Raw genomic sequence first — 17,865 nt, forward strand, 5'->3', positions numbered from 1 at the left:
GGCAACCAAATGGAGAAAATACCATTAATAGTGAAAACATATCATGCGTCATTCCTTAACGGATGTCAAAAAGAGTTAACGCTTCATATCCCTAATGTTAGACATGCTAAAGAAAATCATTTATTGCAAAAAAACATGGCATCACGCATGAAATGATTGAAAACAACATGAATATTTGTGGTTTTGATATTGTTTCTTATGAAGAACATAAAGGCGCTGGAACCAAAATCATCACTAAATGCTGTAATATTGATTGTGATGGTACAACTAAAAAAAGATATTATACTTATATTCAACATGAAAGATTACCTTTGTGTGAATCATGTTCCATTATTATCAACTCCATAAATACAAGTAAAAAAAGACCAATTGTTGCCATTAGAGGTTTTGAAAGATTTGAATTTGAATCAGCAGCTGAGGCTGGCAGACAATTAAATATTTCACGACAAAATGTTTACAATTATTTAAAAAAAGGCCAAAAACATTCATCTGGCTATCGGTTTGAATTTTTAGATTGATACATACGACCACCAGTTTTGACGAGCTCGGTGCTTTTTTACGGTTATAATTAATCCAATATGAACACAAATTTAAAACCGTAGCTTATAACACTACGGTTGATTAACGGTTATCCTATTTTGTATATTACTTCAAGCGATGGTTCTTCATCTGTTTTGCTATAAGTCCATTCAATCCGCTCAATTATGTAGTGTAAGCTACGATTAACTTCTTCATCTGTTAAACCTTCTCCGTCAAGACACTGCCAATTACCCAGCAAATAATCAACTTGTTTCAACACTTCTGATAAATCCGTTATTCGGTCTTTGGGAGTTTCTTGCTCCAATTTATCAAGCTCCAGATTTAATTGTTCCAGTTGCGCTTTTCTTTTAGACTTTCTTTCACGATACTGCTGAAGATTTATTTCACTCTCTTCAAAAAGTATCTCGATGTTGTCTAATGCTTGGGTAGATTAGCGTATTTGCGTTTCTAGTTGTTTTCTTTTGTAATCCGTATCATTGTCTATATTGCTTTCTTCTACGCCTACAATCGAAGCCAGTACGTCCTGACGATATTTCACTATTTCCCCTTTTATGATTTTCAACACGGGATTATATTGAAATGTCCTGTTTTTACAAACAACACAAATTTTTATATACGTTTTCCCAGTTGGTGCAACATTACATCCTTGGGGTTTCCCGCAATTACCACAAAAAATTAGCATAGTGGTTGGATATATCTTATTTTTACTTTTCGGAGCGGAAAAAGAATATGTATTAACAATCGTATTAGCTTTCTCCCAAATAGCTTCATCAATAATTGCTGGATGAGCGTTTTCAACAACTATCCATTCTTCTTTTGGACGGATTGCATCGTGTCTGCCAATTGTTCGGTTGCTAATGATAGTTCCCTTATATGCTTCATTATTTACAATCCTAACAATGGAATTGTAAAAGAATTTGCCATTTGTTCGTGTTTTAACACCCATCTCATTTAATTGGTGGTAAACATCAGATACTGTTTTACCTTCAACTATAGAATTATAAATAAATTTTACATCATCAGCTTTATCATTGGGTTCTAGCTTTTTCGTTTTTGGATTTTTGTCATAACCTAAAGGAGGAATCCCATTCATCCATTGGCCTTGTTTACTTGCGTACAACTTCCCTTGTTGCATACGTTTTAAAATTTGCTTGTATTCTTGGGCAGCCACCAACGATTGTATTCCCAAAAGCAAATTATCTTCGTCCTTGGATAAATTGTAAAATTTTGAAGGTGTGACAATTGAAGTTCCTGAAGTGAATAATATTCTTTTAATATCTGAGGAATCAAACTCATTCCTTGATAAGCGGTCAATATCCATTACTACAACAGCATCAAAATGATTTTGTGGTATCCGTTCCAACAATTCCACCATTTTATTTCGTTTTTCAATCGTTTTACTTGATGCTATTTCCTCAAAAGTTTCAAATGACCATTTATTATGTTTGCAAAGCTCCGTTAATGTATGTTTGTGACTGGCGAGCATTTCCTCAATGCCTCGATTTTCTTCATCACGAGATAACCGCAAATAAACAGCCACGTGCTTGATATTTTCATAGGTTCTCAACACGTGCGTCAGTTCAAGATTACAAGTAGAGACCCTCTTTCTTACTTCCATTAACAACATTATTCTTTTACTGAACCAAAAAAAAGATAAATTGCTTTCCAACCCTTGGGTTGAAAAGCATTTATCTTAAAATGGTATTTGGGGATGAAAAAAAATTTGGGTTTACAAAATGAAACTATTGATTGAAGCTTCCGCGCTGGCGAAGTAATTCACGGTTCAGGTTTGGATCTTTTTCAAATGCAGCGCGTCCGTGAAGCCAGAATATATTATTTACGACAACTAAATCTCCAACAGGCAATTCCAGTTCAAGGACACTTTCATCGCTTTCTAATGAATTGGATAAATCGCGTAAGTATTTGGCTTGTTCGATTGATTCAGGATAAACGAATTGATCGATATAACATATACCAGGTTTGTTATTATGATTGAAGAAAGTCAATCTTTCAATCTCCTGATCAATGTTCTTGCTTTTTGGAGCCTTATAATTGAATTTGTGGCTGGATAATGGATGATTCACATACATATCAAGCTCTTTCCAATCGTCTAAGTGCAATAAACGTGATTCGCCACCGCGTGCATTTTGTTCGATCATCTTCATCATTATTAACCAATCCGTCGGTTCATCTACAAAAGTGCCGTCCGTATGAAGGGTAAATAATCGATAAGCCTGACGCAAATACGAATCACTGCTATCCGTGTCTTGAACACTAAAGCGGGCATAATATTTTCCTGACATGGCATCATGGTTTGGAGTTCCCAGCAAGTATGAAATCGCCGTTGCAAAAATGACATATTCATCTGTATTTTCCGTTACGCCCTCCAAGCCGAGGGTGAAGCCGCCGGATTCCCGATCATGAACGATGTTCCGAAGCACTTCACCAAAGTCTTCCCCCACTTGATCCAATAGATATGATGCAACGATGAGTCGTGCATATGGTGTATATTCCAGATGTTGAACAGACTGATTATCCTTCGATACGGTTTCTAAAAAAGCGGCAATTGCCTCTTTTGAAATTTCAATATGATATAAACGGCTGGTTTGAGGGTGAACTTTCACCTCGTATTTTTCTGTTTTCCTTTCAAACTTTGCTCTCTTTTTTTCTGCAATGCTCATGAATAATTCCTCCTGTTATTTGTAATATAGGTGACAAAGGTAACGGGAAATATAAAAAGCCAGTCGCACATGATCCCCAAATAAAATAGGAATCCAACTGTACAACTGGCTTATATTCACTTCACTGCTCTATGCAAATAGAGTCACAGCGAATATGCAGTTTATGTATGATTTATTTTTCCTGTTTCCAATTATTAAGATCTTTACACGATTCTGGAAAGGTATTTTCCAAAAGGTGTTAATGTCAAAATATTGGCTTAATTACATTAAAACGTTTTTTAGTATATTTGTCAACACTTTTTACAAATTATTCTGAAAATCATATTCCTAACTTGGTAGTTTCGTTTTTTCTCCTGCTTTAATTTGCTGAAAATGGAGATCCAGGTCCTTCAAGGCAGCAATCAATGCATTAGCTGCTTTCCCCCGATAATATGATTGAATCGATTCTATCGCATCATCAACACCATCATTTAAACTGATCCCTTTTAATAAACGCCCAATGAATTCGCGGCCATGCTCTGTTGCCAATGTACAAGAAGCTTCCAGGACAACCCCGTATTTAGCATCGACTTCTGCAGTGATGGTCAATGTTTCAAAGACACTTTTAGCTGCCATTCCTTGAGGTAAACGTGCATGACCTGCAATGAAAATTGTTTTACCATTGAACATGAGACTTCTTCCTCTCTCTTTAACGAATTTTATTTTGTCAATGCAGCTTCCAATAAGTGTGATTGTTCCGGAATGCGGTTAACAACCTCTTTTCCAATTTCAATTGATGCTGTTGCTGCAGGCGAAGGTGCATTACAAACATGAATGGTCCGTTTTCCCATTATAATATGAAAATCATCCACCATATTACCATCATCCTGTAACGCCTGTGCCCGGACTCCCGCAGGTGCAGGGATTAAATCATCTTCTTGAATTTCCGGAATTAACTCCTGCAGGCTTTTCGTGAATTGCTTTTTACTAAAAGAACGGACATATTCATCCATCCCTTCCTTCATGAATTTACTAGCCAGCTTCCAAAAACCTTTATAGCTTAAAACTTCAGTTAAATCTTTCGCATTGAAATCGGTTTTCTTATAACCTTCCCGTTTGAAACTTAGTACAGCATTGGGACCGGCATCTACTTCCCCACTAATCATCCGCGTAAAATGAACCCCCAGAAATGGGAATTTCGGGTTAGGTACCGGGTAAATTAAATGATTGACTAGGAAGCGCTTTTCAGGCTTCAATTTAAAATACTCACCGCGAAACGGGACAATTTTCATATCAGTTTTATACCCCGCAGCTGCTGCGATACGGTCACTGTGCAATCCTGCGCAATTAATGACCACCCTTGCCTTTATTGTACCGTTGTTGGTGTCGATGATGACTTCATCTAAATCCTCGTCAATCTTCTCTACCTTTGTATTCAGCTTGATTTCACCGCCGTTGCCTCGGATGATATCCGCCATCTTTTCACTTACCTGACGATAATTGACGATGCCTGCTTGCGGGACGCGAATCGCACCAAGTCCATTAACATGTGGTTCAATTTCCTTTAATTCATCCACACCGATTCTTTGTATAGCTAGCTCATTTTGTAAACCGCGTGAATATAAATCATCTAGAAGCGGTAACTCTTCTGGTTTTGTTGCAACAATGACCTTACCGCAGATATCATGTTCAATTCCATGCATCCGACAGAATTCCGTCATTGATTTGCTTCCTTGACGAGCAAAACGTGCCTTGAAACTGCCTGGTTTATAATAAATCCCTGAATGGATGACGCCGCTGTTGTGCCCCGTTTGATGATCTGCAACAACAGCCTCTTTTTCAATGACTATCACTTTAGCATTAGGAAAACGCTGATAAAGTGCCATTCCCGTCGATAATCCTACTATACCCCCACCAACAATTGCGAAATCATACACAATTAACACTCCTTTTATTGATGATTTTTAGTATTCAGCAACTCCATATACGTAATTAAATTATTCTTCGTCCGTAAGATGTGAAATTCTACTGCTGCCCTTAGTTCTGCAGGATCCCCTCTTAGTGCCGCTTCATATATCATCCGGTGTTCCCGTTGCGTTTCTGGATAATAATCAATCAGCAAATTCGGCGCAATGGGTGAAATCCCCAGCGTTTCTACCATTTTTTGAACCCTTGGCCATGGGCACCCTTTTCGGAGGGTTTCATGAAAAGCCGCATTCAAAAGGATATAATGTTCATTGGTTTCATCAGATAACTGAATTCCTTCCATTTCAATCAAAATACCCTTTAATTTTTCTTTATCCTCCTTTGTTAAATAAGGAAGCGATTTTTCTACTGCAAGACCTTCAAGCAGAGACCTAGTATGATAAATTTCTTCTATATCATCCCGGGTAATCGGTGTAACGATTGCTCCTTTATGAGGAACCATTTCCACCAACCCCTCCATTTGAAGCTGTGTAAGGGCTTCACGAATGGGCATTCTGCTTACTTCCAGGCGATCGGCCCACTCCTCTTGGATGAGTCGCTCCCCCTTTTTCAACGTCCCATTCAAAATTGCTTTCCTAAGGCTTTTCGTTACATTTTTAACGATTGTTGATTTATCTCTTTTAGAATTTGCATTATCCAATTCAGCGTCCACCTTTCGATATTGGATACAATTTTAACTATATCAACTATATAAAGCGATTACAATACTGAAAATTAAATATATTGTATCCAATTTAAAAAATTCTGGATACAATACATTAGGTAAACATTTACTTCACATCTGATAATAATTTGGGCTACCCATTTATATTTAACTATTTAAACAACCTTGTATTGTTCAATTCACAAATTCCAAAGCAGGAACTAAAGACAAAACCAACCTCCAAAATTACTCTTGCACCAAAAGAATCTGGTCATCCTTTTTGAATGTGATATCATCGATGCGATATCCAAATTTATACAAATGAGGAGTTGCTAGTTAATGAGCAAAGAAGTCTACATGATTGGCGAAATAAGGACTAATAATTTCTCGGATAAGGATCTTTTCGAGAAAATCGGATCCCTTTGGAGCAAAACAAATGAACTTAATATTGAAAATGATATGAAATATGGGATATACCATCAGTACGAAAGTAACTATCGTGGAGATTATACGTTAGCTGTAGCCACTGAAGCCCCTGTATCGAATGGAAAATTCATCATTCCAGATCAAGAATACACGGTGTTTGAATGTTTACAAGATGAACATTCTTTAGGTGAAACTTGGAAAAAGATATGGCAGTTAGAAGAATAAAAAAATTGAACAGAAAATATAGTCTGGATTTTGAAAAGTATTATCCTGATGGAAAAGTGGAAATACATATTACAATTTTATAAAAAGAACCTATTATGTGAAGGAAACCCATAAAAGCTGAAACTTTATTTAGCTAGCCTTAAGGGCATGAAACCCGGTCACCTACCGGGCTCATGCCTTTTTATTGACTTGTTCACCAGGGATTTGAAATAATCCTCCTTTTGCAAAATTATCTTGTCTCTGTTGATAAAGAAATAGTTTCTTTGAGATGAATTTCTCTTTTTTTCATCAAGTTTTTTTATCAGGCTGCAATAATATCTTATCTGAAAGCTCCAACCGTGATAAAATCAAACAAATATAGTTATAAAAGGTCATATGTAAAATATGAAATTGGCAAAAAATCATTAGAATAAAGGAGAAAATATGGATGACAGAAGTAATCGATTGGAAAAATAGTGTTCGCGGGCATAAATTCATAGCTTCTTTTAGCGGAGGAAAGGATAGTGTTTTAGCCTTATATAAAGCAATTAATATTGGAGAAGCGGTAGGGCTGATAGTCATGCTGGAGGAAGAAGGAAAACGTTCCAGGTCCCATGGAATGCCTCCGGAACTTATACATGCCCAAGCTGAATCTATAGGTTTGCCTGTTTATACTGCAGCTGCTAGTTGGACTGATTATGAAAAAGTATTTATGCGCCTTTTAGAAAATGCTAAAGATCAAGGAGCTGAAGTGTTAGTAACTGGTGACTTGGATATGCCTGCCCATGGCTGTTGGCATGATAAGGTTACGAAGAATGCTGGATTGAAGCTTGGGATGCCTTTATGGGAAATGAACCATCGTGAAGCTGTCGAAGAGTTCATGAATCTAGGATTTGTAACGATCATTGTAACCGTTAATTTATCATTGGGAATGCGAGAGGATGATTTAGGACGAAGGTTAACCCATGAATACGTGAAGGAGCTTGAAATTCGCGGCATTGACCCCTGCGGAGAAGGTGGAGAGTTTCATACCACAGTAATAGACGGGCCAATTTTTAAACATCCAATCCCAGTTCGTAAATGTGAGATTATCAAGGACGGAGAATATGCTTTTTTACCTCTGGAGCTAGATCAGATGGCGGATATGGGTACCTTTTAACTGAAACTAATTATCCATTTTCCTTGCGAGCACAATACTGCACCCCAATTATTACAGTTCTCTAACAATTGGGGTCAGTTCATATGATGAGTCATTTGACAGTAGTAAAATTTTTAATTAAAGTTAACATAATATTATTATAGTAACTACATGCTAAGACGTCTTCACTCCTGTAACATCTGTTACATTATTTGTTCAAAAAGTAGAATAACAGTATTTTAGCAGACTAAATGTTTCTAATATATTGTATTGATAAGAAATTGAGTGATTTCATCCAAGCATTAGCATAGGATGATATTAACAAAAAAAAGACTAAATTCTAGTCTATTTTGAGAAGTCATTCGGTCGAGATAAGGACCTCACCAAATTCTTATAATTTCCAAAACTCTCAGTAAGGTCGATTTCCCTAGTAAAAGACGTATCCCATTCCGACAGGCCTTGAACGGTGAATCTCTTTTTCTTTCACCTCTCCACACCAAAAATAACAGTTTTCTCTACCCATTCATATATCTAAATAATGTTTAATCTGGAATAACTCCTTATTACAGGACTGTGATATCAATATAAAAATACTGAGTAATACAGGAGTTGTACTTCGTCCTGTTCTGTTAATAATAGAAATCCATTAACGTTTCGTCCATTAAATCCTGTGTGAGTCCTATATAAATCATCGTATCTTTTGGATTGGAATGATTAAGGATTTGTTGCAGTAAAGCTATATCCTTGAATTTTTGGTAATGCAAATAGCCGAAGGTTTTTCGAAGGGTATGTGTACCGACATCTGGAATGTCTGCCATTTCTGCTGCCTTGTTCAGGACCCGATAGGCCTGTACCCTAGTGATTGGACCATTACCTTTTCGACTTGGAAATAAATACTGTTCATTTTTCAGATTCGATTTCCGGACATATTTCCTTACTTCCTTACGAAGTTGAGGATTGACAAGGAACCGCTTAATTTTATCAGTTTTTTGCTCAACAATGACTATATGTGTCCCCTCAAGAATATCTTTCACTCTCAATTGTAAAAGATCCCCTATCCGTAACCCGATATTTATCCCGATTGAAAACATCATATAATCCCTGTAGCTGCAATATTTTAATAGTGACTTTTTCATCTTTTCTATATGATCCAACCGGCGTATCGGCTGGACATTTTTAATTCTTTGAGAGGTTGCTTGCATGAATGGCTCATTCCCCTTTCCCCTTCTTTCATTGTACGGGAACAGGTGAAAAAAAGGCAAGTTTTATAAATTTTGATACCCTTATAAACCTTGATTTAAAGCGTTTTCGAATGTATCAATACAGGTCCTTTGTTACATTCAGAATATTCTTATAATATTAGACGATCTACTACAAAATAATACCAACATCAAATGACACCCCTAAAGGTTTAATAGAGACGTTTTAATGCAATCTAGACCAATGACTCTAGTGATTTAAAACAACCTCATTAAAAGCTAAATATGAAGCTCGTTTTTCTTGTCTTTTCTACTTTTTTTTCGAAAACATAGCATATTAAAATTCTCTATATTTTTACTCATTATTTATAATGTCTGGATACCCCATTTATTTAGGGAATGCGGAAAACATACACGAAGAGATATTTCGGTTTAAAAAAGCCGATTATCCCTGTTAAGGAATTATCGGCCTTTAATATTATTAAATGCAGCACTAGTACCTTGATTCCAACCATTTATATTTTGACCAATCCACAAAACATTCCTGAGCCAGATCTATAAGTACGCCCATTAGCAGACCATTACCGATAAGGGGACGAATATATATAGGAATAGTAGCGAACACTTCCGCATGAATGTTCATAATAAAGATACCAAAAAGTGTCGGAGTAGCAATTCGGTATATCATTTTAGAATTAAATTGAATATTATGCAGCGGGACCGAATAATTGTATATAGGCCATAAATAAGACAGCACTCCCTTTCCTAACAGGAATTGTCAAAAATAAGGCTACTAACACAGGCACAAATCCAAGTAAAGTGAAAAGCGCTCCTCTGATAATTAAAGCTACTAGATCAGATATTTTTGTACTTTCTAAAAAACCAATAGACGAAGTATACGGTCTATATGGGATTAAACCAAGTGCAGCACCTATAATTGAAAACAATCCTTTTAGGTGAAACGTAATTTTATACATCTTGGAAGTTGTGTTTGTTTGATAGAGCTTCTCTGCTGAGCTAACCGCTGCAATCGTATTGGTCTATTGATCAGGCCGACTAGAAAAGCAATGATGATAATTCCTATTTCAAAATTAGGTGTCCTCCACGGGAACAATGAAAAAGATGAATCCGCTCTCGCTGTAACTGCTTTTTGCACAGTGAATAGGAAGCTATATGTGATTAGGTAGGGGACGGGCGGACAGTTTAGTTCACGGGATCATGTCCTTACGAACCCGTACGACCTATCCTGGCTACTTGATATCACAATCAATTGAGCCGTTTCAGATAGTTGCGACAGTTATAATAACTGCAAGCGTATTAAACACAGCACTTCCGAAGTTATGTAAAATATTAGGATGGAGAAGAAAAATTGCTGTTGATGGTTCGCAAAAAATAAATAATGAAGTTCGTTTATTTGCTAAAGAATGAATTGTTCATTCATAAATTTTCAGGGATAGAGGTTTAATAACAATGGAGAGTATAATTACGAATAAGTGGACAGTGAAAGGGAAGTACGTCGTGATTACCGGGGCAACTAGCGGCATTGGGCTGGCCACAGCCAAAGAACTCGCAATTCGAGGCGCAAACCTGGGACTCGTCGCGCGTAATCAGACTAAAGCGACTGAAGTAGTGAATCGAATTAAGGCGTTAACCGGAAATAGCACCACAGTGGATGTGTTCCTAGCAGACATGGCTTCTCAGCAGTCAATACGTCAGGTTGCTACCGAAATTCTGGCTAGGTGCCCGAAAGTGGATGTCTTAATCAACAATGCCGGCGCCTTGTTCGAAACTCGACAACTAACTGTCGACGGATTGGAGATGACCTGGGCGGTCAACCATCTAGCACCCTACCTGCTTACGACACTGCTCCTTGATCGATTAAAGGAAAGTGAGCAATCACGAGTAATCACAACCGCATCCCACGGTCACAAGATGGCCAAGAAGGGGATTGATTTTGACGATCTCAGCGCTGAGCATCTCTATAGCTTTCCCAAAAAGTTCGTTGGCGGCCCTACATTTCGCTACGCGGAAACAAAGCTCGCCAACATCTTATTCACCGCTGAATTGGCGGGGCGACTGGAGGGAACCGGAGTCACAGCTCATTGCTTTGATCCTGGACTAGTTTCAACGAACTTTAACCAGAACAACGGACTATTGGCCCGGTTGACCATGTCCGTGATGAAGATATTCTCCCGAAGCCCTGAGAAAGGTGCCGAAACTTTGGTATGGTTGGCGGACTCAGACGAAATTACCAGTCACAATGGCCGTTATTACACCGACATGCAAATTACAATCCCCTCTGTACCCGCTCAAAACATGGACTCGGCAAAGCGTTTGTGGGAAGTAAGCAAGGAACAGATCCAGTGCTCGGACACGATTGATAAAGAGTAGTCCTATAGATGAACCTCAACATAATAACATTCATGACATTGCAGTCTTAAAGTTTTGCACACCGAGGAATCGTAGGAACAAAAATGAGTATGATTGCTGCTGAGGCCGGTATTAGCCAAGGTCTTTCCTACCACTATTTCAAATCTAGAGAAGAGATTTTTTACTTTGCTCGCGAAGCCATGGAAGAAGCGCAGGCGACACTTGAGAACGTCCGTAATTTCCCTGGCTCACCAAAAGAACACATAAGAGTATTAGTAAGTGGTGTCCAACAAAGGCATATCCCTCACCACGATATCTGCTTGATATCTTTCTTGATGTCATTCCATTCCTAGAGGATATCTTCTTTGTTTCTACCAAAGCGATCCAGTGAATGAATGTAAAGACATCTCCTTTACGAATCATTCGTTTTAATATTTGATATTGAATTCGGTTGAAATTTATTTCACTTTGTTTATCTAAAAAGATACCTTGTTCATTGAGACCATTTACCAACATGAATTGAAGTTGTGTCCTTCATTTCGGCCCCAAAATTACTTTTACTCGTTTGTTGTTGGAATCATCCATATTAACCATAATAACGTTATGTAAACACAAGGAATTTGATAAAGAGAATTTTATTTACTTCCCTTTGTCAAATATAAACCCAAACAATTAATGAATATAAAAACTGGCATCATCAATGATCTCTATCTCTTTGTAACTTTTCAAATGATCCATCAACTGAAAAAGTGCTCCATCCTTTTGCTTAGCTTCAATCATGCAATCCAGTTGTGGTAAGCTGCCCTTTATTTGTTGCAAAAATTCCATGAACATTCCAGTATCCACAAAGTCAGCATGTGCCCGAAATTCTTTATCGGACCTTGGACTTGAGATATGCATTTTAGGAGGCAGTTTGGAATTCCTCCAGGTATTCAATATTCGGTCCCAATGATTTGTCCAATCTTCGCCAGGTAACTGATGTGCGAGGTAATGGTGATAATCAAAAACCATGGGAATACCCAATTTCTCACATAAATAAAGAGTTTCTGACAATGTATAGGTAGTATCATCATTCTCAAGAATGACCATTCTTTGAATCGATTCCGGAATCAATCCCCAATTATGGATAAACTGCTCTAATGCCTGTACATGTTCGCCATAACCACCGCCAACATGCAGTACACAGCGATGCTCGGGATCCAACCCCATTTTTTTCAATAAAGTATAATGCATCCTTAATGTTTTTAATGATGTCTTCAGAATATCGATATTTGTACTATTCAAGATGACAAAATGATCTGGGTGAAAATCTATCCTTATTTTTGGATGATTTGTAATGAATATTTTTAATTTAGCCAGTTCTTCTGAAATAGGTTCTATGTAATCCCATTCTGGAATTTCCGGATGATTGGCTAAAGGGATAAGTTTAGAAGAAAGCCTAAAGAACTGAATATTATTAGCTTTGTTATGAATCAGTAAACGCCAACAGTTATGAAGGTTGGAAATTGAAATGCGTTCAAGCTTTCTAATCGCTGCATCTCTGTCCTTAATTTTCGAAAACTGAGCAAAAGTCATGGTTTGGGATGGTGAACAGTTCGGCACATGATTACTCATGGCTACATAACCAAGGCGGATTAATGTCAAAGTGTGATAGCTCCTTTATGGTTTAATGTTTATTGGAAGTATTCCCCATTCTAACTAATATTATCTATGCGAAAGAATCCTTCACTCCAAGAAATAAAAAAATGGCATTTCCCGAATGAATATCGGACAAAAGCCATTTTTCCAAATATCATTTTCACGCTAGAGAGTCATACTTTTTTCCTTTTACACTTCAGGGGTCGGTGTCGGTTTGGCATATCCACTTTTATATTTTTCATCGACTTTATTCCGGATCTCTTTGATGCTCATACCGTCATTCAAGTCCAATATGGATTGTGCAGCTATTTCTAAGCAAACCCCGCATTTCGTCCCGTGGTCATCCCAAACCACTTCACCAGTTTTTTTATTTTCATGGATGAAACAATCGTAATTGTTTTTATGGTTAGCTGACTCCCCGCAACCGCAGTAACAAGGTATTTTTTCTAGTAAATCTTTATTTTGAGCAACAGCTAAATAGATTGTCTTCATATCTTCTGGTTTTTCGGCTAAGAAATCCGGTGCTATTTCCTTACTGCTGGTCTCCTCCTGAAGATCTCCGGATACTGTATGTTCTGAATGTCCTTCATGACTGCTTTCATTTTGAACAACACTTTCCTCTTCACTTGAACAACCTGAAAGTACTAATGAAGAACAGATACCCAAAGTGATGGTCATTAATTTGAACTTCATTTATACACTCCTTTATCATTTGTATACTCCCATTTTATGGCATGGAAGGCATTTCTACAAGCATTAGGTTCCATCATAATAAGGATATAAAATGACAAGTATCAAGTATCCACACATAACCTAAATACGACTTAGTGCATATTTTAAGTTGTTTAACCGCACTTTAAGAAAAAAGGGATGAGGTGATATTGTCGTGAGAGCAAGAGCGCTACCATCATTGTTAATTTTATTAGGCACGTATTTACTTATTATTCTCCTTGATAACCTACAAGGCTTGAATATATTGCACTCTTTCTATAACATCAAACAATATTTCACGGTAGCTCGTGGAGAAGACTACTTTCTGCTCATTTCATTCACTATAATCTTTCTATTATTGATCGTATTCTCAACCAACAAAAAACCGCAGCCTCCCTCTTCATGAAACTGTTGGTTTGATTTTTTGCTTTATATATGAAGTAATCAATAATAAAATGGGAACGCCAATGAGTAATGGTAGATGCAAAAGGTAAGGGACGACTGTTAGCCCTTCATCTATATGAGCCTGATAGCTAGGTGCAATCATAAGCGAAGAGACGAAAATAACACCGCCAACCAGATAAATGAATACAGGGGAAGGTTTCATTTGAAATAAGTCCGCTGCGCCAATAATGGCACAAAAGAAAAAGATCGAAATCTTAATGAAGCCTAAAATGATCATTAAAACAAGAATGAACGAGTCCAGTCTTTCAATAAAATCAGCGATATTAATATAACTGACAGCTGTAAGAGCAGGGAAATTTGACCTTAATACGGCATCTGGACCTAATACGGACAAAAGAATGATAGAATTAAGTGTTAAAGAAACTCCACCTATAATTATCGCCAAGAGGCCAACTTTCACAGCAGAACTCTTTTTATTCAAATACGGAAGAATCATCGTAAACGTAATCAATTCTCCAAAAGGTACGGTGATACCAGTAGGAATCAACTCTTTCCATACCTTTCCCCATCCGTTGCCTAAAACAGGCTGAAGGTTTTCCAATTTTGTATATCCTCCTAGTACAAACATAATGTTCAGAATCAAAAGGCCTGCGATAAGAATGGCGAAGCATATGCATGTAACACGTGCAAATGCCTCTACACCTAGGTGAGCTCCATAAATTAAAACCAGTACCATGCATATCCCTAGCGTTATAATGGATGTGCGTCTATATGTGGAGCTAATTAATAATTCTTCAAAATCCCGTAACACTCTTGAAGCAAGATAAACAAAATAGATGATATAGCAAAAACTGAATAAACCGCCAAAATATTTACCCCAAATTTTTCGGATATAACCGGTCATTGGTAAGTCAGGGTATTTTTTATATAATGAAATATACACGAAATACAGTGAACAACCAAAAAGAGTTGATAATAGATTTACAATCCAGACATCCTGCTTGGCCCCTTTTCCTATATCAAGCAGTAAATTACTGCCAAACATAAAAATGATCATCATACAAAATAACTGAAATCCATCAATTTTTATTTTAGGCAATGTCTCCTCACCTCCTCATTCTTTTATTTCGACTTATAAGGTTCCATTCGCATTCCGGAATTAATAATGTCAACGTGTACCTTCATATAAATCTCCGCATCTGAAAATAGGTTATCCCAATTTTTTTTATGCAGACGCCAATAATCCGGGTTTGTTCGAGACAAGGCATCACCAAAACCAAAAACGTCCGACTTTTCTTTTTGAGTGATGCTAATCGTCCTTTTTATTTGCTTTTTTAGTTCATTTTCCAATTTTCTTTCAAACTCACTTAACAACTTCGGATCGCTCATATCCAGGTCACATGACGTTTGCATCATTTCTCCCATTACATTCAAATTTGTATGTATGACTGGTTTTTCATGGTGGATTTTGGTTTTCATTTTGCTTTTTACTCTAATTGCCGTGATCGTGACAATTCCCTTCTCACTGCAAGGTATCACAACATCTGTCCTTTTTATATCCGATGTGACAAACTGAACACCTCTGGCCGTTTCTCCATCAAGCCATCTCACCATTTTTCCTTTTCTAAATAGGGCTAATCCCTTTGCCTCTATATAAGCTGGGGCAGTCGTCTCAAAATTACTTATTTGCTTTGCCTTTTTTGAATCATTCCTTATACTGATTCCAGGAAGTGATACATCCTTCCCTTCACTCATAAGTGCTGAAATGAATTCATATAATAACACTTCATTAGTGGAACCATAGTCGCTTTGCTCACTTTTAGTCGTGCTAATGATATTTTTACCTGGAGTCGTTTCAAGTGGTTCAATTACACCAAGCAAATACTCAGCAGTCTTCCCGCGAGCAATAAAGATCGGGACACTTACCCTTTGATGTTTGCCTCTATCGACAGCATCAAATAACAAATCAAGACCATTTCGTGCTAACTCTTCGCCGATAATAATGAGCGAAAGGTGTGAAAAATTGTTTTCTCTAGGAATAATGGCTGATGCCTTTGAATAAGCCTCAACTAGCGTTTTTGCCGTTACCGTATAGTTTATGACTGCAAGTCCTTTACCTCCGGAAGTACTGGTTTGGGAAAGCCCGCTTGGATTAATGACTTGATAGGTTACTTTGTATGGGTTGTCTGGATCGTCGTTATGGTCGATTCCCATCCCTATAATGACTCCAAGCTCGTTTAATTCCCGATAATTTGAACACCCTGAAATCAATAAGCAAATGGCTGCCATCCATAAAAATGAAATATTACTTTTCATATTTCGTTCCCCCGTATTTAGCCGAGTTTTATTTTCTTGATGTTTTTTTCAATAGTGATGCTAGTGGGAATCGAAAAAAACCATCTTTTTGCTCCTTGAAACGAAATGGAGCAAATGGTGCAAAATATGGTACACCAAAAGACCTCAAGCTGCTCATATGAAGCAAGATACATAAAGTGAAAAGCAATATGCCATATAAGCCTATGAATGCTGAAATAAAAATCAAAATAAATCGAATTCCACGAGTAACATTAACTAGACTGGTATTCGGCAGTGTAAAACTGCTGATTGCAGAAATGGCTACAATGATAACGACTGACGCTCCCACAAATCCTGCTTCAACAGCTGCCTGTCCTAAAATGAGTGCTCCTACAATTGATACAGCCGGCCCGATCGCTCTCGGCATCCTAATTCCTGCCTCACGCAAAATCTCAAAGGCCATTTCCATTACCAGAATTTCGACAATTGCTGGAAAAGGAACATTTTCCCTTTGAGCCATTAGACTGACGATTAACGTTGTAGGGATAAGCCCTTGGTGATGAGTAATCAGTGCCAAATAAATAGCAGATGCATACATGGAAAGAAAAAAGGCCCCTAATCTTAACAACCTTAAAAAGGAACCGATATATTGATTTTGATAATAGTCTTCCGGAGATTGAAAAAATTGAGAGAAAACTGCCGGGACGATTAAAACAAAAGGTGTTCCCTGTATAATGATCGCGATTCGCCCTTCCAATAAATTTCCGACTACCGCATCTGGTCGTTCCGTATTCAAAAGAAGGGGGAAAATGGTCGCTGAATCATCTCGGATTAATTCTTCAATGTAATTCGATTCAAGAACCCCATCAATATCAATGCCCTTTACTCGTTCTTTGACTTCATTCACAATACTCTCATCTGCGATTCCCTGAATGTACATGATTCCAATATCCGTTTGAGTGACGCTCCCGACTTTCAAGCTCTCTAAGCGCACATCAGGATTTTGAATCCTAGCACGTATTAGTGATGTATTGGTTCTTAAATTCTCAGTAAAACTATCTTTTGGTCCTCTAATGACCGTTTGGCTAGTCGGCTCGGTTATCGCACGGGATGGCTGATTTTTTGTACTGGCGATGAATGCTTTTGTACTGCCATTCAACAATACAACCGTATCTCCAGTCAAAACCGCTGATATGAATTCCTGCCAACTTTCTTTAACGGTTAATTGGGATACCGTTAAAATATGGCTAGCTTGTTCTTCTATCTCTGTCAATATTTGATTATTTTCTTTAAACCACTGTATTAATGGGTCCACTATGTTTTCATTAATGATGTTAGCATCAGCCAATCCGTCAAGGTGGATTACAGCTGCTTGTACCGATTTTTGGTGTGGAGATTCAATCATACGAACAGACAAATCTGAACTGTGCCCGAGTTCATTCATTAATCTCACAAGATTTTCGTTCACCACGTCAGATAAGGTATTTACTTGTATATGATTTGTTGTAGATTTTTCTTTAGACCTTTTAAGAGAACGTCCTATTCGCACTTACCCGCCCCCTTTTGTTTGTGTATGATGCTTCCTCTAAGTATTGATTTTATTATTTGTATCTAATTTAAATATATGTAATAAAAGGCTATTGAGAAAAA

General features: G+C 37.5%; 17 protein-coding genes and 2 pseudogenes. 6 read left to right on the forward strand and 13 right to left on the reverse strand.

Features of this window, described 5'->3' with window-relative positions; all coding sequences use genetic code 11:
- Positions 1–9 precede the first annotated feature (9 nt).
- Entirely contained in the window at positions 10–156 is a 147-nt protein-coding gene (locus NYE63_RS14370) for a hypothetical protein (RefSeq protein ID WP_342601594.1), read from the forward strand.
- 11 nt (positions 157–167) lie between these two features.
- The gene (locus NYE63_RS14375; RefSeq protein ID WP_342601595.1) at positions 168–518 is read left to right on the forward strand and encodes a hypothetical protein; all 351 of its coding nucleotides are present in this window, start codon (positions 168–170) and stop codon (positions 516–518) included.
- Between the two features lie 110 nt (positions 519–628).
- On the opposite strand, the gene NYE63_RS14380 is transcribed toward NYE63_RS14375, so the two are convergent.
- The 6 genes from NYE63_RS14380 to NYE63_RS14405 all read right to left on the reverse strand — a co-directional run bounded on the left by NYE63_RS14380 (position 629) and on the right by NYE63_RS14405 (position 5,826).
- Positions 629–844, reverse strand: coding sequence for a hypothetical protein (locus NYE63_RS14380; RefSeq protein WP_342601596.1), 216 nt, complete (start codon positions 842–844; stop codon positions 629–631).
- 126 nt (positions 845–970) lie between these two features.
- Complete coding sequence (locus NYE63_RS14385; protein WP_342601597.1) at positions 971–2,158, reverse strand: recombinase family protein; 1,188 nt, start codon at positions 2,156–2,158, stop codon at positions 971–973.
- A 124-nt stretch (positions 2,159–2,282) separates the two neighbouring features.
- Complete coding sequence (gene glaH / locus NYE63_RS14390) at positions 2,283–3,221, reverse strand: glutarate dioxygenase GlaH (protein ID WP_342601598.1); 939 nt, start codon at positions 3,219–3,221, stop codon at positions 2,283–2,285.
- A 327-nt stretch (positions 3,222–3,548) separates the two neighbouring features.
- Positions 3,549–3,890 carry a DUF3870 domain-containing protein gene (locus NYE63_RS14395; protein WP_251438000.1) on the reverse strand — a complete coding sequence of 114 codons (342 nt, stop codon included), beginning with the start codon at positions 3,888–3,890 and terminating at the stop codon, positions 3,549–3,551.
- Between the two features lie 29 nt (positions 3,891–3,919).
- A complete protein-coding gene (lhgO, locus tag NYE63_RS14400; protein ID WP_342601599.1) occupies positions 3,920–5,137 on the reverse strand; it encodes an L-2-hydroxyglutarate oxidase in 1,218 nt (405 codons plus the stop codon).
- 14 nt (positions 5,138–5,151) lie between these two features.
- The gene (locus NYE63_RS14405; protein ID WP_063233736.1) at positions 5,152–5,826 is read right to left on the reverse strand and encodes a GntR family transcriptional regulator; all 675 of its coding nucleotides are present in this window, start codon (positions 5,824–5,826) and stop codon (positions 5,152–5,154) included.
- 342 nt (positions 5,827–6,168) lie between these two features.
- Here NYE63_RS14405 and NYE63_RS14410 point away from each other — a divergent pair, with 342 nt between their 5' ends.
- Together NYE63_RS14410 and NYE63_RS14415 are read left to right on the forward strand one after the other, a co-directional pair.
- The gene (locus tag NYE63_RS14410; protein ID WP_342601600.1) at positions 6,169–6,480 is read left to right on the forward strand and encodes an effector binding domain-containing protein; all 312 of its coding nucleotides are present in this window, start codon (positions 6,169–6,171) and stop codon (positions 6,478–6,480) included.
- Positions 6,481–6,907: 427 nt separating this feature from the next.
- Positions 6,908–7,618 (forward strand): diphthine--ammonia ligase, encoded by a 711-nt coding sequence (locus NYE63_RS14415; protein WP_342601601.1) that lies wholly within the window; start codon positions 6,908–6,910, stop codon positions 7,616–7,618.
- 608 nt (positions 7,619–8,226) lie between these two features.
- Here the strand turns inward: NYE63_RS14415 and NYE63_RS14420 are convergent.
- Positions 8,227–8,799, reverse strand: coding sequence for a site-specific integrase (locus NYE63_RS14420; RefSeq protein ID WP_194719377.1), 573 nt, complete (start codon positions 8,797–8,799; stop codon positions 8,227–8,229).
- 1,467 nt (positions 8,800–10,266) lie between these two features.
- Here NYE63_RS14420 and NYE63_RS14425 point away from each other — a divergent pair.
- Positions 10,267–11,187 (forward strand): SDR family oxidoreductase, encoded by a 921-nt coding sequence (locus tag NYE63_RS14425; RefSeq protein ID WP_342601602.1) that lies wholly within the window; start codon positions 10,267–10,269, stop codon positions 11,185–11,187.
- A gap of 65 nt (positions 11,188–11,252) precedes the next feature.
- Positions 11,253–11,336, forward strand: a pseudogene (locus NYE63_RS14430) (TetR/AcrR family transcriptional regulator); the annotation flags it as partial.
- A 108-nt stretch (positions 11,337–11,444) separates the two neighbouring features.
- On the opposite strand, the pseudogene NYE63_RS14435 reads toward NYE63_RS14430, so the two are convergent.
- From NYE63_RS14435 to NYE63_RS14460, 6 genes and pseudogenes are all read right to left on the reverse strand, one after another.
- Positions 11,445–11,682 (reverse strand): annotated as a pseudogene (locus NYE63_RS14435) (recombinase family protein); the annotation flags it as partial.
- A 156-nt stretch (positions 11,683–11,838) separates the two neighbouring features.
- Positions 11,839–12,810 (reverse strand): UV DNA damage repair endonuclease UvsE, encoded by a 972-nt coding sequence (gene uvsE, locus NYE63_RS14440; RefSeq protein ID WP_342601603.1) that lies wholly within the window; start codon positions 12,808–12,810, stop codon positions 11,839–11,841.
- Between the two features lie 183 nt (positions 12,811–12,993).
- On the reverse strand, positions 12,994–13,497 hold the full coding sequence (locus NYE63_RS14445; RefSeq protein ID WP_342601604.1) for a PCYCGC motif-containing (lipo)protein: 504 nt from the start codon (positions 13,495–13,497) through the stop codon (positions 12,994–12,996).
- Positions 13,498–13,915: 418 nt separating this feature from the next.
- On the reverse strand, positions 13,916–15,019 hold the full coding sequence (locus NYE63_RS14450) for a GerAB/ArcD/ProY family transporter (RefSeq protein WP_342601605.1): 1,104 nt from the start codon (positions 15,017–15,019) through the stop codon (positions 13,916–13,918).
- Positions 15,020–15,042: 23 nt separating this feature from the next.
- Positions 15,043–16,236, reverse strand: coding sequence for a Ger(x)C family spore germination protein (locus NYE63_RS14455; protein ID WP_342601606.1), 1,194 nt, complete (start codon positions 16,234–16,236; stop codon positions 15,043–15,045).
- Positions 16,237–16,264: 28 nt separating this feature from the next.
- Positions 16,265–17,764 carry a spore germination protein gene (locus NYE63_RS14460; RefSeq protein ID WP_342601607.1) on the reverse strand — a complete coding sequence of 500 codons (1,500 nt, stop codon included), beginning with the start codon at positions 17,762–17,764 and terminating at the stop codon, positions 16,265–16,267.
- Positions 17,765–17,865: the final 101 nt, after the last annotated feature.

It is taken from the genome of Peribacillus sp. FSL E2-0159 (assembly GCF_038643155.1).
Taxonomy (GTDB): Bacteria; Bacillota; Bacilli; order Bacillales; family DSM-1321; genus Peribacillus; species Peribacillus simplex.